We start from the raw sequence: 15,909 nt of genomic DNA, 5'->3' as shown, positions 1-15,909 counted from the left end.
ATCACTTGAACACGTTTGGATTTTGCAGACGAGGCCGCAAAGAGGCATACTGACAGTCACGGCGCGCAGGATGTGCCGCCCAACAAGATACTAAAAGGTCAGTTTCGTGAACACAATCGACAAAAAAAGCGTGCAGACGAAAACATTTCGCTGGAAACGCTGGCAGCGCTGGGCCGTTGGCACAGGCTGCGCCCTGGCCGCCTACAGCGCGGCCGGCTTCTGGCTGGTGCCCTACGTCATCAAAAATCAGCTACCCAAATTTGCTGAAAAGGAATTGTCGCGCCAGGCCAGCATCGCCGACGTGCGCTTCAACCCGTTTACCCTGCGCCTGGAAGCGGACCAGATCGCTTTCAAGGAAGCGCCCAGCGCAGATGGCAAGAGCGGTGCGCCGCTGCTGTCGATCGGCGCCCTGGCCGTGCAATTGGAATGGAAATCCATCGTGCGCCGCGCCTGGAGCCTGGCGGAAATCCGCATCACGGCGCCACAGACGCATTTGACCATCACGCCGGACGGCAAGTTCAACCTGGCCGAAGTGCTGGCCACCTGGCAACGCAATCATCCGGAAAAGAGCGACGGCGGCATGCCGCGCCTCGTCATCGCCCACTTTGCGCTGGAACAAGGCAAAGTGGATTGGCAAGACCAGAAGGCGGGTTATGCAGACAACTTCACGCCGATCAACTTTACGCTTGACAATATCTCCACCCTGCCCGACGCCAACGGCAGCTATAGCCTCAGCGCCGACGCGGCGCGCGGCGGCAAGCTGCACTGGCGCGGTACGGCCTCGCTCAGCCCGATTCGTGGCGAAGGCGAACTGATACTGAACGACGCTTCCCTGCCCGGTCTGGCCGCGTATTTGAAAGCCTATACGCGCGCCACGGTGACGAGCGGCAAGCTGTCGGCGCGCCTGCCCTACGCCTTTTCCTATGCGGACGGCAAGCTGGAAGCGACGGTCAAAGGCGCCGGCCTGGCCTTGCGCGACCTGGCGCTGGTGCGCGACGGAAAAGGAGAAGCATTTACATCGTTGAACACCCTGGGCATCGCCGGCGTGAACCTGGACCTGGCGCGCCAGAGCGTCACGGTGGATAAAGTCAATCTGTACGGCGGCAAGGTGGCCGTGCGGCGCGACAGCAAGGGCGAGATCGACGTGGCGAACCTGACGCTGCCGGGCAATCCCGCACCTGCAGCATCGCCAGCCGCCGCGCCGGCTGCACCAGCCAAGCCTGGCAAGTGGAAGGTGGACGTGAAACAGCTGGCCTTGGCCAATGTGGACGTGTCCGCCATCGATGAAACCGTCTCGCCTGCTTTGCAGTTGAGCGCCAGACAGCTGCAGCTGAATCTGCAACTGGCCTTGCAGCAGGAGCAGGCGGGAACCAGCATCATTCTCGACGGCGCCAGTTTTGCGCTGGCCGACCTGGCCATGCAACGGGGCGCGCAAACCCCGTTCAAGCTGGACCAATTGGGATTTACAGACGGCAAGATCGACCTGGCGGCGCATACCGTGCACCTGGGCGCCGTGACGGCCAGCGGCGCGCAGATCGACCTGGCGCGCAACCGCCAGGGGGAATTTGCGATTGCGCAAAAGCTGCCCGTGTTTGCCTCCAGCAAGGCCGACACGGCCAAGGATGCACCGTCAGCGCCGTGGTCTACCACGGTAGACAAGGTGGAACTGAGCAAGTTCGGCGCCCGTTTCGACGATGCGGGCACTGGCATCAAGGGCAACTTGCAGGATGCTAGATTGTCCCTGCACAACGTCAGCAACGATATGAAGCAGGCGCTGCCGTTCGAGCTGGGCGTGGGCTTGCGCGAAGGCGGCCTGCTCACGGCCAATGGCAAGTTCGTGCCAGGCACGGGCGCCGTCGATGCGCAATTGAATTTGAAACAGCTGACCCTGGCGCCCGTGCAACCCTTGCTGGCGCAGCATCTGAAACTGAAACTGGCAAGCGGATCGCTCTCCGGCAGCGGCCGCCTGACGACGGGCGGCGGCGCGCCGAAAGCACCAAAAGTACGCTATGAGGGCGGCGTGGATATCGCCGGCCTCGTACTCAATGAAACGGATGGCAAGCGCTTCGCCTCGTGGAAAAGCGTGCGCGCCGACAAGCTGACCGCCAGCGTAGGCCCCGATTTTGTCGACATCCCGGAACTGCGCGTGGTGGAGCCGAATGCCCAGCTGATCATCGAAAACGACCGCAGCCTGAACGCGCAGCGCTTGCTGGTCAAGGCGCCGGAGCCAGCGGCCGCACAAACTGCTACAGCGAAGCCAGCAACTGCCAGCGCGCCGGCCGCCGACGCCGCCTTCCCCGTGCGCGTGCGCCGCGTGCGCCTGCAAAACGCCAAGCTGGACTTTGCCGACCTCAGCTTGCGGCCCCAGTTCGCCGCCAAGATTTATGAACTCAACGGCGTCGTCACGGGCCTGTCGACCAAGCGCGATGCGCGCAGCCAGATCGAACTCGATGGCCGCATCGACGAATTCGGCCTGGCCCGGGTGCGTGGCCAGCTGAACCCGTTCGCACCGACCGACAACACGGACTTGAACGTGGTCTTCAAGAACGTCGACATGGTCTCCGCCTCGCCGTACACGATGAAGTTCGCCGGCTACAAAGTGGCCGAAGGCAAGATTTCGCTGGACTTGCAATACAAGGTGCGCAACCGCCAGCTCGACGGCACCAACCAGATCGTGCTCGACAAGCTGACCCTGGGCGAGCGCATCGATAGTCCGGACGCCCTGAAACTGCCGCTGGAACTGGCGCTGGCCATCCTCAAGGATAGCGACGGGCGCATCGACCTCGGCTTGCCCGTGTCGGGCGACATGAACGATCCGCAATTCAGCTATGGCGCCCTGATCTGGAAAGCCGTGGGCAATGTGCTGACGAAAATCGTCACGGCGCCGTTCCGCGCGCTGGGCAACTTGCTGGGCATCAGCGCCGACAAGCTCGAATCCATCGACTTCGATGCGGGCAGCGCTGTGCTGCTGCCGCCTGAACGGGAAAAGCTCAAGCAAGTAGCGCAAATCCTGGCCAAGCGCGAACAGCTGAAACTGGCCGTACCGGGCCAGTACAGCGACACGGATGCGGCCGCCCTGCGCGCCCAGGCCGTGCGCCGCGCCGTCGCCGCCAAGGCTGGCATCAAGCTGGAAGCGGGAGAAGAACCGGGACCGTTGAACCTGGGCGAACGCAAGATACGAGGCGCCCTGCGCGAGCTGTACGGCGAACGCTTCGGCAAGGCCGAGCTGGACAAGCAGAAGAAGGCGGCGGAGTCGGCCAGTCCCGCGGCAGCGGCCGCCTCCGCTCCGGCGGCGGCAAAAATCCCCGTCTTCCAACGCCTGGGCAAGCTGATCGAAGGAGAGCCGCAAGTGGCCGATACGGGCGCCTTCTATAACGGCTTGCGCGAGCAGCTGGAAGCCAAACAGCCACTGCCTGCCGACGCCTTGAGCAAGCTGGGCACCCAGCGCAGCGCGGCCATCGTGGCGGCCCTGCAGCAGGACGGCACGCCAGCGGCGAGGGTCAGCGCAGGCGCGCCGGAAAAAACGGAGGCTGCGCCGGGCAAGCTGGTGGGGCTGAAGCTGGGCTTGGCGGCGCAATAAGGGAATGGCTGCGACCTTCTCGCGGCCAGTGGAGTGCTAACGGTATTTGATTAATTCAGCCGCGATTACCGTACCTCCACGACAACGTACGAAATTCAATAATAAATTCATGCCAAAAATTTCTTCCTTAATAATCGCATTCGTGGTGAGCGGTTGCAGTGTGAACTCTGCATGCGCCGCGCCAAAAACCGCCCCCGGGCCATTCGATATCGAACGGCGAGAAAGCGTCATTAGTGAAACGCATAGTCTCGACGTCTTGATCGAGTCAATCAAAAAACTGAAGCTAAATAAAGACGATTTTGAAACAACCGAGCAATTTCAGTCCAGGCTTGCGGCATTTAGACTGCCCGGGAACCTGCCACTTGATGCAACGATCGCCATCAAATATAAAACCGAGAATATTTCGCCGTTTTGCGATAACAAGTACAACGCTGATGCTCGTGAAATCACTTTTTCATGTGAGGCTGGACCCACAAATATTTTTTCAGACCCTATCAATGGACGCCCTCTTTCCCCATGGACCATTGGAGTGCCTAATGCCAGGGATACGGGTAGCTACATTGCAAAGACTGCCTGGGGTGCCACAATCAAGGTCACAAAACGCGTGGCCTACGGTCGTGGACTGGCAATTGATAATTTAATTGCTTCTATACCAGCCACGGCTGCGAATTATCCTCGCAAAATCAAATTAACACTGACGGATATCTCTTCCGAACGCGCCCGGAAACTCGTCCGCAATATCGGCGTCGTCTTTATTGCTGATCTCAAGTCACCTTACTTTGTAGAGTACAGCCGAGAAGATTCTCCGTCGCTGTCGGATCCGACGGCTTTCAAAGGTCAATATGACTATCTTTTCGTACACGTACGGCAAATGTGGCTCGTGGATGTAAAGTCGGGTGAAATATTGGGACGCTTTGACGATACTTACAAGGTACTTCAAAACTAGCAGGAAAAGAGTTCAAATCTCATTCAACTTCGACACAAGCTAACTTTAGAAAAACAATAAAATGTGCGGCACCGTCAAACACGGTGCCGCCCCGGTCTTGCTTATTTCCCTTTACCCGCCGCCTTCACCGCCTCATCCGGCAAGGCAAACGCCACCAGACTATCCCCCATCTTCGTACCCAGCGAACCGTGGCCGCCAGCCATCACCACCACGTATTGCTTGCCCGTCTTGTCGGAGACATAGCTCATCGGCGTAGCCTGGCCACCGGCCGGCAGGCGGGCTTTCCACACGGTTTTGCCGTTGCGCACGTCGTAGCCGCGGATGTAGTAGTCGAGCGTGCTGCTGAGGAAGGCCACGCCGCCGCCCGTGGTGCTGATGCCGCCCAGGCTGGGCACGCCCAGCGGCAAGGCGATGGGCACGGGAGCACTGTCGCGCGTGGTGCCGTTCTTGCGCATCCACACTTTCTTCATCGTGCGCAAGTCAACCGCGGCGATGTAGCCCCAGGGCGGCGCCTGGCATGGGAAGCCCAGCGGCGACAGGAAGGGCTTGATTTCCACGGCAAACGGCACGCCCGTCTGTGGCTGCAAGCCCATTTCCGTGCCCGTACCGCCCTTCGCGTTCGCTTGCGCGCGCGGCACCAGGCGTTCCAGAAAGCCCATGTAGTCGGGATTAACCAGCAGCAACTGACGCACCGGATCGACAGCCGCCCCACCCCACTCGAAGATGCCCAGCGGGCCCGGCGAGATGATGGCGCCCTTGATCTTGCCTTCGGCCACGGTTTGCGGCGTGAACGGCCCTTCGTAGCGGTGCTGGCGGAAGATGATGCGGCACGCCAGCTGGTCGAACGGCGTCGTGCCCCACATATCCGTTTCGCTGATGTGTTTCTCGGGCAGGAAAGTGAGGGCCGAGAACGGCTGCGTGGGCGACAAACGGTCGCCAGGGGCGGCGTTGGCGGTCGGCACAGGTTTTTCCGGCGCCGGCACGACCAGGCTGCCATCGCGGCGGTCAATCACATAGATGTCACCCCGCTTGGTCGTGGCGACCACGGACGGGACCTTGCCTTTCGGCGTGTCGATGTCAACCAGGGTGGGCTGGCCGCCGATATCCATGTCCCAGATATCGTGGTGCACGGTCTGGTAGACCCAACGCACCTTGCCCGTCGCCAGGTCCAGCGCGACGATGGCGCTATTGTATTTCTCGCCATGGGGATTGCGGTTGCCGCCCCAGGTGTCAGGCGTTTCATTGCCCATCGGGATGTACACCATGCCCAGCTTTTCATCGACGCTGGACACGCCCCAGGAATTGGGCGAATTGTTGGTGTAGGTTTTTCCCTCGGCAATCGGCGCCGTGTCGTCCGGGTTCGAGGCATCCCAGTTCCACATCAGCTTGCCGGTGACGGGATCGTAGCCTCGGATCACACCCGACGGCTCTTCGGTGGAAAAGTTGTCGGTCACGCTGGCGGCCATCACCACCACGTTTTGCGCCACGGCCGGCGGCGACGTGGGCATCAAAAAGCCCCGCTTCTTCATGCCCATGCCGTGGTACAGGCCGATCACGCCATTTTCGCCAAAGCTCTTGCAGGCTTCGCCCGTATCGGCATTCACGGCGATCAGGGTGGCATCCATGGTAGGCGCGAAGATGCGGCGCGGGCACTCCATGCCGGCCGCCTCGGGTGCCGGGTCGCCCTTGGCGCGGCCGGCGTTCACATCCCAGTAGGCCACGCCACGGCAGATCATGTGCTGGTAGCTGGACGCGTCGCGGTTGATCTTCGGATCGTGGCGCCACAGCTCCTTGCCCGTGTCCGGGTCCAGCGCGATGACGATGTTATGCGGCGTGCACAGGTACAGCATGCCGTTCACTTTCAGGGGCGTGACTTCGTTGGCGATCTCGCCTGGGTCGTTCGGCCCCTTGAAGTCGCCCGTATTGTAGACCCACGCCTGTTTCAGCTGCGCAGCGTTGGCCGGCGTGATCTGCGCGGCCGGCGCATAGCGGTCGCCATAGCCGGAGCGACCATACGCGGCCCAGTCGTTGGGCGCCACGCCCGGCGCGAAATCGCCTTGCGGCCCGGCCGCCATGTTTTCGGCCGGCACTTCGCCGTGCAAGGTGTAGTAGTCCTGGAACAGCGAGAACACCCCCACGGCGGCCGTCAGCACCACGGCGGCGGCCAGGGCGCTCTTGCCGGCGTCGCGCGGTTTCGCCCCGGCCGTCAATGGCGGGTCGAGGCGGCGGTCGACGAACGGCAGCAGCAGCCAGACGGCGGCGGCAAACCAGATATCGAGGCGCGGCAGCAATTGCCACCAGTCGAACTTCACTTCGATCACGGACCAGATCAGGGTGGCGAACAGCAGCAGCGCAAGGAAAGGCTGGGCGCTGCGCCGCCCCTTCCACACGAGCGCGCCCGCGATGAGCATGCCGATGCCAGCCACGACGTAATACCAGGAACCGCCGAGGCTGACGAGCCAGGCGCCGCCCCCAAGGAGCGCCAGGCCCAGCAAGATGAAGATGACTGCAGTGATGACAAGCAAGGGTCCAGGCCGGGCAGAGGCAGTCATGATGCTCCTTTACAAGAGTCAGTCGGCGGCACGCGCCTGCGCACCGTATTTGATGGCGATCAAGAAGTTTCATTTTTTCACTAATTGGCAAAGCGTGGCACACGCGAGAAGGAATATTTGCGTGGTGTTGCTTTTCGCCACAGGCCCTTCCCTCCCGTCGCACTGCCAGTGCGCTCCCATCTCTCAGGCGATTTCGATTAAAAAATTAAATAAAATAAATAACAAACAAATATATCGAATAAAACAAATTTTTATCGTAAAATGAAAATCACGCACACTGGCACACCGGTTTTCCCGATTTTCCATCCATTTCATGGAGCGGCGCCCATCATGACCATCGCTAAACGCCTGTACGCATTGATCCTTGCCGTCGTCCTGGGACTGGCCGCTCTGGCAGGCTTCAGCATCTATGAAATGGACCGCGTGTACACGGCAGCCAGCTACGCCACGGTCAACACGGTTCCCAGCCTGCTGACCTTGAACCAGGCTTTCGTGCCCTTTGCGCAGATGCGCACGGCCGTCTGGCAGCACATGGCCAGCAAGGATGCCGCCAGGCGCGACGCCCTGGAGAGTGGCATCAAAGAGGCGCGCGCGGCAGTCGGCCAGGCGCTCGACAAATATGAGAAAGAGAGCCTTTCCGACGAGCAAGACAAAGCCCTGCTGGCCGCGGACCGCGCCGTCCTGCAGCGCTACGATGGCGTGCGCGACAAGGTACTGGCCCTGTCGAAGGCGGGAGAACTCGATGCGGCGCGCGACTTGCTGATGCAGAACCAGCCCATCATCAAGGAACTGGTCGACGCCTTTGACGCCCACCACCACTACAACGAAAGCCTGGCCGCCAGGGGCGCCGCCGACGCCGCAGCAGTCGCTGCCAACGCACGCTGGGTTTCCAGCGGTCTGGCCCTGGCCGTGACGGCGCTGGTGGCCGGCATGGGCCTGCTGCTGGCGCGGCGCATCGCCGCCTCGCTGGCCCGCGCCATCGGCGTGGCCCGCACTATCGCGGGGGGCGACCTCAGCGTGCAAGTCCACGCCACGTCGAACGACGAGGTGGGCCAGCTGATGACAGCCCTGGCGGACATGAGCGAAAGCCTGGTGCGCATCGTGGCCGACGTGCGCGCCGGCACGGAGACCATCAGCACGGCTTCGAGCGAGATCGCGGCGGGCAATCTGGACCTGTCGGCGCGCACGGAACAGCAGGCCGGCTCGCTGGAAGAAACCGCCTCGGCCATGGAAGAGTTGACGGCCACCGTGCGGCAAAACTCGGACAACGCCCGCCAGGCCCAGAAAATGGCCGTCAGCGCCTCGGACAAGGCACAGCGGGGCGGCCAGGTGATGGGCGACGTGATACGCACCATGGAAGCGATCGACAGCTCGTCCAACAAGATCGCCGACATCATCGGCGTCATCGACGGCATCGCCTTCCAGACAAATATCCTGGCCCTGAATGCGGCCGTGGAAGCGGCGCGCGCCGGGGAACAGGGGCGCGGCTTTGCCGTCGTCGCCACCGAAGTGCGCAACCTGGCGCACCGTTCGGCGGCCGCCGCCAAGGAAATCAAGGTGCTCATCAGCGACTCCGTGCAACAGGTGGCGCAAGGCGGCAAGCTGGTCCGGCAGGCTGGCGCGGCCATGACGGAAGTGGTCGACACGGTACGCAGCGTCACCGACATCGTCAACGAAATCTCGGCCGCCAGCGTGGAGCAAAGCACGGGCATCGAGGAAATCAACCGCGCCATCACGCAGATGGATGAAGTCACCCAGCAGAATGCGGCCCTGGTCGAAGAAGCGGCGGCGGCATCGCAATCGCTGCAGGAGCAGGCGGGCATCCTGGCCGGCGTGGTGGGCGCCTTCAAGCTGGCGCAAGAACAGCTCGGCGCGCCACTGCGGACAGCGCCGCCTCAAGCACCGCCTGGCGCCCGGCGGCCCGCACAGCACAAGGCGGCACGGCTCAAGCTGGTCGCCACGCGCGCCGCCGACACCGACGACTGGGAAGTATTTTAAGCCCGCCATCACGCAGGATCACTAGCCTAGACCACACTGGAGCACTGCCATGAACGCCTTCCTCGCCAGTCACCCCTTCCTGCGCTGCGAAGACCTCTCGCTGATGCGCCCGGCACTCGCCCTGGCGGGCCTGTTGCTGCTGCTGGCCGCCCTGCTGTGGCGCCGCACCCGCTGGCGCCATGCCGATCACACGCCGGCCACCAATGCCACACCGCCCGATCTGCATCAGTTGCTGCAAACGCGCAAAGCGGCCCAGCCGGCCAAGGTGGCCGACAGCGCACCACCAGCGCCCGCAGCGCAGGACACGCTGCCATTCGAAGCGGCCCGCCTGGACACCATGTTCGGCCACGACCGGCGCCTGCAGGGCGAGATTCTGGCCCTCTTCGTGGCCGAGACGCGCGAACGCCTGGCCGGCATCGCCCATGCGCTGCGCTGCGAGCGGGCCGCTCCGGCACGCGTGCTGGCGCAGGAAATTCTCGACGGTAGCCAGTCCATGGGACTGCTCCCCTTGCAGGCGCTGGCGCGCCAGGCCGTGCATGCGGGTTTTTCCAACGATATCGGCGCGTTGCGCCACCTGCATGCGGAACTGCTGATGACGCTCGATGCCCTGTCGCTAGCCGTCACTACCCTGCAAACGGCAGGCGTGGCGCAGGCGGATGATTGCAGCGGCGTAGGGAGCCGGCCATGAGCGCCCACCTCGACATAGCGCACCTGCCCGGCCCTGAAAAAACCGGGGTTTTTTAGTGAATTCATCTAATTCGTTGAAATTGATTTTTTGAGCGCGATTGCGTATCATTCCCTTCAACTTCATCCGCGACCATAAAACCCATCATGCACACTGCAGACGTTTGCACTACTCAAAAGGCCGCCGAAATCCTCGGCATCTCGGTCACATCGGTGCAGCAACTGGTCGAGGCAGGCGTGATCGAAGCCTGGAAGACCAAGGGCGGCCACCGGCGCATTCCCCTCGCGGCCGTCGAGGCCTACAAGGGCAATCCCGGCCAGCCAGGCCAGGACCAGCGCGCGGCGCGGGCCCACCGCGCCGCCCCATCGGGCCGCCCGGCCTCCATCCTGGTCATCGAAGACAATCCGATCGAACGCGCGCTGTATGAAAAGCAGATCGGCTCATGGGGCTTGCAGGCAACTTTGCGCTTTTGCGAAAACGGCTACCAGGCGCTGATGGAAATCGCCCGCGACCAGCCCGACATTTTGCTGGCCGACATCATCATGGAAGGCATCGACGGCTACGAGGTGATCCGCACCATCCTGGCCGACCCGCTGCTGGCGGACATGCACATCGCCATGCTGTCGAGCCTGACGCCGGAGGAACTGGAAGAACGCGGCGGCGTGCCGCCCGGCGTGGTGTTCTTTGCCAAGCCCGTCAATTACGACGAGCTGCGCGGCTATCTGCGCGCCTGCTGCGCCGGCCATGCGCGGCGCAACAGCCTGGCCGCCTAGTCCGCCAACGCTTTCCCTTCTCCACGGAGCCGCCATGCAAGCCTATCGCCGCATCGATCCTGCCGTGCTGTTCCAGGCCACCGGCCACGACCTGGAGATGTTCCGCGCCCTGTCGCAGACCTACCTGGACACGTCGCCGGCCATGTTTGCGCGCGTCGAGCAAGCCGTGCGCGGCGGCGCGGCGCAAGCCATCGTGCATAGCTGCCACACCTTGCGCGGCAGCGTGGCCCTGCTGGGCGCCAGCGCCCTGGTGGCGCACCTGGCGGAACTCGAGCAACTGGTGCGCCACCAGGGCGTGGCGGCATCGGGCTGGCTGGCGGAAACGGCAGCGCTGGTCGGCGAAGTGGAGCAAGAGGTACGCCGCAGCCTGCTTGACTACACGGGCGCACAGGCATGAACGCGCGCCAGGCCGTCCTGCGCCTGGTGCACCGCTATCGGCCGCGCACCACCGCGGCCGTCGTGGGCCTGGTGCTGGTGGGCCTGCTGGCGCTGAGCATCGTCGCCTCCGGCGTGCTGCTGCACCGCGAAGCCGTCGATGACTGGAAACAGGACCTGTCCAGGCTGTCGCTGCTGCTGGCGGAAAACACGGCGCAGAGCATGACGGTGGCCCGCCTGGTGCTCGACAGCGTCGGCAACGACATCGAGGCCGCCGCCCCCGCGGACGCGGCCGCGCTAACCGCTGCCGTCGGCACCCCGGCCATGCAGCAGAGGCTGCTGCAAAAGATCGAAGGCGTGCCGCAAGTGAATGTGGTATCCATCGTCGGCAGCGATGCGGCCGTGCTGGCCTTCAGCCGCGCCTTTCCCGCGGCGCCCATCCGCCTCGACGAGCGCGATTACTTCGAGTATCACCGGCGCCACCCGGACGGTGGCATGCATGTCAGCGCGCCCGTGCAAAACAAGGGCAATGGCGGCTGGAGCTTCTATATCAGCCGGCGCATCAGCGGGCCGGACGGCCGCTTCCTGGGCGTGGTGCTGGTCGGCCTGTCGTGCGACTTCTTCAGCAAATTCTTCCAGAGCGCCAGCATCGGCGAACACACGGCTTTGTCCCTGTACCGCAGCGACTACACACTGCTGGCCCGCTGGCCAGCCGTGCCCGCCTTGATGGGCCAGCGCGACCTGACGGGCAGCACCTACCGCCTGCTGGAACAGGGCAAGACCGATGGCGTGCTGCAGGTGGACTCGCCGCGCGCGGCCGACCGCCTGGCCGGCATACGGCTGGTGCGCGACTATCCGCTTGCCATCAACGTGACCGTGACCGACGAAGTCTATCTGGCAGGCTGGCGGCGCATGTTGCGCACCATGGGCGGCGCGGCCGTGGTCAGCCTGCTCGTGCTGGCCGGGGCCATCGCGCTGATCCTGGCCCTGCTGCGGCGCCAGGAGCGCGGCGCGGCCATGGCACTGGCACTGCAAACGCGCGCGGAAGCGGCGCATGCCGCCAAGCCGCCGGCGCCAGAGATAGCACCGCCATCCGAATCGGCGCCGGGCGCACGCATCCTGCTGGTCGAGGATACGGCGCTGAACCGCCAGCTGGTGTGCCTGCAGTTGGGTGGCCGCGGCTACTGCATCGATACGGCCGAGAACGGCGCGCTGGGCCTGCAAGCCCTGGCCGCGCAGCAGTACGACCTGGTCCTGATGGATTGCATGATGCCAGTCATGGACGGCTACCAGGCGTGCCAGGCCCTGCGCGCCCGCGAAGCGGCCAGCGGCGCACCGCGCCTGCCCGTCATCGCCCTCACGGCCGGCGTCACCGGGGACGACCGGCAGCGCTGCGTGGCGGCCGGCATGGACGATTATCTGTCCAAGCCCTTTACGGCCGCCCAGTTGCGCGCGATGGTGGAACGCTGGCTGGCGCGCTAGCCTGCGGCTGCCGCCTGGCGGCAAATTGACCACACTATCAAATGCATAGTTGCGCACAGCGGTTGTTCTCCGTGCCTATCGGGTATAGCATCGCCTCATGACTTACCACACAGATGCGGCGGCAGTGCGCAGGCGATTGATCGAATGGCTGTTTTTGCTCCTCGGGCTGCTGATCGTGGCTGCCGCCCTTGCCTACGCGCACCTGGCAGAAGCGTCGCGGCACGATGCGGCCGAGCGTGAACGGCTCAGCGTGCTGACGGCGCTGCTGGCAAAAAATATCGAAGTCGACCTGGCGGCAAGCAACCTGGTGCTCGACGGCGTGATCCGCGACTATCTCGCCGCCGGCGCCGCGCCCGACGCCGGACTCGCCCTGCCCCGGCGCCTGGCCGCGCTGGTCGACGCCATGCCCGGCGTGCGCACCATGCTGGTCATCGATGCCAGCGGCAAGGCGGTCGCCACCAGCATCCCGGAACTGTCGGAGCAGGATTTTTCGCGCCGCAGCTACTTCCAGACGGCGCGCGACGCCCCGGATGCGCGCATGCTGTACATCTCGGCGCCTTTCCTGTCCTTCAAGCGGGACCTGGTCATCACGGCGTCGCGCATGGTGCAGGACCGGCAAGGCCGCTTTGCCGGCGTCGTGGTGGCCACCTTCGACCCCGAATACTTCACGGCCAAGTTCCGCACCGCCATGTATGCCACCGATGTCTGGGCCGTGGTCGTGCATGGCGACGGCCGGCAATTCCTGAACTATCCGGCCAGGAGCGCCAATGGCGGCAATGTGGACCTGCCCGGCAGCTTCCTGCGACGCTTCCGCGACAGCGGCTATCACGCGGGCGTGCTGAGCGGCGTCGAGATTGCCGGTGCCGGCGCCTCCAGCGCTCCCCGCGTCATGGCCATGGAGACGATTGCCCCCGCCGCGCTGCACATGGACCGCGCCCTGATCATCGGCCTGAGCCGCGAAGAGGCGGCCATCGCCGCGCCGCTGCGGCAGCAGGCGCTGGGCTACATCGCCTGCTTTGCCATGCTGACGCTGGCCGCAGCCAGCCTGCTGTTCTGGAGCCAGCGGCGGCGCCGGCAGCATGCCGCCTGGCAGGTGGAACAGGAAAGGGAGCGCCAGGCCATGCAAGCCATGTCCGACAGCGAAACGCGCTTTCGCACCTTGATCGAAGATGCGCCCGTGGCGATCGCCATCCTGCGCCACGGTCGCTTCGTGTATTCCAATCCGCGCTACCGCCACCTGCATGGCTATGCCGCCGAGGATGACCTGAGCGGCCTGCCCTGGCGCGCCATGCTCACGCCCGCCTCGCAAGTCGCGCTGGCAAGCATCGAAGCGCTGATCGAGGCCGATTCGGCCAGCGAACAGATGTTTGAAGCCGTCGGCCTGGACAAGCAGGGCCGGCCCGTGCCCACCCTCAAGACCAGCACGCGCGTGATGCTCAAGGATGGACCGGCCACCTTGATCTTTGCCCAGGATATTTCCGCGCAAAAGCAGGCCGAGGCCGCCATGCTGCTGGCGCGCGATGGCGCCGAAGCGGCCAACCGCAGCAAGGCGGAATTCCTCGCCAACATGAGCCATGAAATCCGCTCGCCGCTCAACGCCATCCTCGGCATGGCCTGGCTGCTGGAACGGGGGCGCCTGGATGAAGAAGGACTGCTGATGACGCGCAGGATTCGCGCGGCCGGCCAGTCCCTGCTGGGCATCATCAACGACGTGCTGGACGTCTCGAAAATCGAGGCGGGCCACATGACCATCGAACAGGCGCCGTTCCGCCTGGCCGAGGTGATCGAGAAGATTGCCGCCAGCATGGGTGTTGCCGCGCACGACAAGCCCATCGCTGTGCGGATCGGGCCGCTGCCCGATGGCATCGACCACATGCTGGGCGACGCACTGCGGCTGGAACAGGTGCTGGTCAACCTGGGCAGCAATGCCATCAAGTTCACGCCGCAGGGCACGGTCGAGCTGCTGACCACGCTGGAAAGCCGCGACGGCGACGCCGTGGTGCTGCGCTTTTGCGTACGCGACACGGGCATCGGCATCGCCACCGCGGCGCAGGAAACGATCTTTTCCGCCTTCGCCCAGGCTGACAGCTCCACCACGCGCCGCTTCGGCGGCACGGGCCTGGGCCTGACCATCTGCCGCCAGCTGGTCCGCCTGATGGGCGGCACCCTGCAGCTGAAAAGCGGCCTGGGCCAGGGCAGCGCATTCAGTTTCACGGTGCCGCTGCAACTGATGCCCGCCGGCGTCCTGTCCTCGCCCGACATGCAGGGCCTGCATGTCTTGCTAGCCGATGGCAACGCCGATACGCGCGAGGCGGTGGGCGCCGTGGCGCGCGGCCTGGGCTGGAACGTGCATGCCGTATCCGGCGGCCAGGCGGCACGCGATTATGCGCTGGCCTGCGCCGAGGGCGCGCGGCCCGGCGTCGTGGTGCTGGCCGCGCGCATGCCGGACCTGGATGGTGTAGCCACGGCGCGCGCGCTGCGCGAGCACCTGCCGCCGCAGGACTGCCCCGTCATCATCCTGGCGGCCAGCGGCGCGCAAGCGACAGCAGCAACGCGGCGACGCACCGACCCGGCCAATGCCGCCGATGCCATCCTCAACGAACCGGTGACCGCGTCCAGCCTGTACAACGCGACGATGGAGGCGCGCCAGCAGCGCGCCAGGGCCGCCGGCCTGGATGCCAGCCGTGTTCCGCTGGAAGAACGCCAGCTGGCCGGCGTGCGCGTGCTGGTGGTCGACGACAGCGAGATCAACCGCGACGTAGTCAGGCATATCCTGTGCGACCAGGGGGCCGTGCCCTCGTTCGCCTGCGATGGCCAGCAAGCGCTGGACTGGCTGCTGGCCCACCCCGCCGACGTCGACCTCGTGCTGATGGATGTCCAAATGCCCGTCATGGATGGCTTGGAGGCGACGCGCGCGCTGCGCCAGTTGCCGCAGTTTCAGGACTTGCCCGTGGTGGCGCTGACGGCCGGCGCCTTCCAGACACAGCGCACGGCGGCACTGGCAGCGGGCGTGAACCATTTCATCAGCAAACCGTTCGACGTGCCGCGAACCATCGCCCTGATCGCGCGCGTGCACCGGCGTCATGCGCAAGGGCTGCCGGCCATGGCGGAAGGAACGATGCCCGTGCCGCCGAGCAGTGCGGCGCCCGCGATCGACCTGGCGCAAGGGATGGCTCAGTGGCTCGATGAAGTGCCCTACCGCCAAAACCTGTCGCGCTTTGGAAACACCTACAGCAACACGGTCGGCACCATGCGCGCACTGCTGGCAGCCAATGCGCGCGGCGACGCCGCCGCGCTGGCGCACAAGCTGGCCGGCGTGGCCGGCAGCCTGGCCCTGCCCGCCACCCTGCATGCGGCCCAGCATGCCGAACAGCTGCTGCACACCGGCGACGATGCGGCCGCCGCGCTCGACACACTGGAACAGGCGCTGGCGCACGCCATCGATGCCGTCGCTGCCTTCACGGCACAGACGCCGCCGCCCGGCCAGGCGGCCATGTCAGAAACTTAACATGGCCGCG

The 15,909-nt window shown here is 64.7% G+C and carries 9 protein-coding genes; 8 read left to right on the top strand and 1 reads right to left on the bottom strand.

Translation table 11 applies throughout. The features are described 5' to 3' along the window. The first annotated feature begins 106 nt into the window (after positions 1-106). On the top strand, positions 107-3,580 hold the full coding sequence (locus tag ACQ4WY_RS26965) for a DUF748 domain-containing protein (protein ID WP_436506726.1): 3,474 nt from the start codon (positions 107-109) through the stop codon (positions 3,578-3,580). Between the two features lie 109 nt (positions 3,581-3,689). After that, positions 3,690-4,526, top strand: a complete 837-nt coding sequence (locus ACQ4WY_RS26960; protein WP_436506725.1) for a hypothetical protein — start codon at positions 3,690-3,692, stop codon at positions 4,524-4,526. A 101-nt stretch (positions 4,527-4,627) separates the two neighbouring features. Here the strand turns inward: ACQ4WY_RS26960 and ACQ4WY_RS26955 are convergent, their stop codons facing one another. Next, positions 4,628-7,078: a membrane-bound PQQ-dependent dehydrogenase, glucose/quinate/shikimate family gene (locus ACQ4WY_RS26955; RefSeq protein ID WP_436506724.1), complete on the bottom strand. Its 2,451-nt coding sequence runs from the start codon at positions 7,076-7,078 to the stop codon at positions 4,628-4,630. A gap of 330 nt (positions 7,079-7,408) precedes the next feature. Here ACQ4WY_RS26955 and ACQ4WY_RS26950 point away from each other — a divergent pair, with 330 nt between their 5' ends. From ACQ4WY_RS26950 to ACQ4WY_RS26925, 6 genes are all read left to right on the top strand, one after another. After that, positions 7,409-9,076: a methyl-accepting chemotaxis protein gene (locus ACQ4WY_RS26950; RefSeq protein ID WP_436506723.1), complete on the top strand. Its 1,668-nt coding sequence runs from the start codon at positions 7,409-7,411 to the stop codon at positions 9,074-9,076. Between the two features lie 49 nt (positions 9,077-9,125). Then, entirely contained in the window at positions 9,126-9,764 is a 639-nt protein-coding gene (locus ACQ4WY_RS26945; RefSeq protein ID WP_353657429.1) for a hypothetical protein, read from the top strand. A gap of 143 nt (positions 9,765-9,907) precedes the next feature. After that, positions 9,908-10,534, top strand: a complete 627-nt coding sequence (locus ACQ4WY_RS26940; RefSeq protein ID WP_436506722.1) for a response regulator — start codon at positions 9,908-9,910, stop codon at positions 10,532-10,534. Between the two features lie 34 nt (positions 10,535-10,568). Further along, positions 10,569-10,931, top strand: a complete 363-nt coding sequence (locus ACQ4WY_RS26935) for an Hpt domain-containing protein (RefSeq protein ID WP_436506721.1) — start codon at positions 10,569-10,571, stop codon at positions 10,929-10,931. Continuing rightward, on the top strand, positions 10,928-12,391 hold the full coding sequence (locus ACQ4WY_RS26930; RefSeq protein ID WP_436506720.1) for a response regulator: 1,464 nt from the start codon (positions 10,928-10,930) through the stop codon (positions 12,389-12,391). Before ACQ4WY_RS26935 ends, ACQ4WY_RS26930 begins: the two co-directional genes overlap by 4 nt. A 97-nt stretch (positions 12,392-12,488) precedes the next feature. Further along, complete coding sequence (locus tag ACQ4WY_RS26925; RefSeq protein ID WP_436506719.1) at positions 12,489-15,899, top strand: response regulator; 3,411 nt, start codon at positions 12,489-12,491, stop codon at positions 15,897-15,899. The last annotated feature ends 10 nt before the right edge of the window (positions 15,900-15,909 follow it).

This window comes from Janthinobacterium salmonicoloratum (assembly GCF_051380845.1).
GTDB lineage: Bacteria > Pseudomonadota > Gammaproteobacteria > Burkholderiales > Burkholderiaceae_D > Janthinobacterium > Janthinobacterium lividum_F.
The sequence above is the reverse complement of the archived record's forward strand: the minus strand, read 5'-3'. Positions and strand labels throughout refer to the sequence as shown.

What these genes read in the sequence shown, in the direction of transcription:
- ACQ4WY_RS26960 (WP_436506725.1), top strand. Translation starts at nt 3,690, where the DNA reads ATGCCAAAAATTTCTTCCTTAATAATCGCATTCGTGGTGAGCGGTTGC.
- ACQ4WY_RS26955 (WP_436506724.1), bottom strand. Translation starts at nt 7,078, where the DNA reads ATGACTGCCTCTGCCCGGCCTGGACCCTTGCTTGTCATCACTGCAGTC.
- ACQ4WY_RS26950 (WP_436506723.1), top strand. Translation starts at nt 7,409, where the DNA reads ATGACCATCGCTAAACGCCTGTACGCATTGATCCTTGCCGTCGTCCTG.
- ACQ4WY_RS26945 (WP_353657429.1), top strand. Translation starts at nt 9,126, where the DNA reads ATGAACGCCTTCCTCGCCAGTCACCCCTTCCTGCGCTGCGAAGACCTC.
- ACQ4WY_RS26940 (WP_436506722.1), top strand. Translation starts at nt 9,908, where the DNA reads ATGCACACTGCAGACGTTTGCACTACTCAAAAGGCCGCCGAAATCCTC.
- ACQ4WY_RS26935 (WP_436506721.1), top strand. Translation starts at nt 10,569, where the DNA reads ATGCAAGCCTATCGCCGCATCGATCCTGCCGTGCTGTTCCAGGCCACC.
- ACQ4WY_RS26930 (WP_436506720.1), top strand. Translation starts at nt 10,928, where the DNA reads ATGAACGCGCGCCAGGCCGTCCTGCGCCTGGTGCACCGCTATCGGCCG.
- ACQ4WY_RS26925 (WP_436506719.1), top strand. Translation starts at nt 12,489, where the DNA reads ATGACTTACCACACAGATGCGGCGGCAGTGCGCAGGCGATTGATCGAA.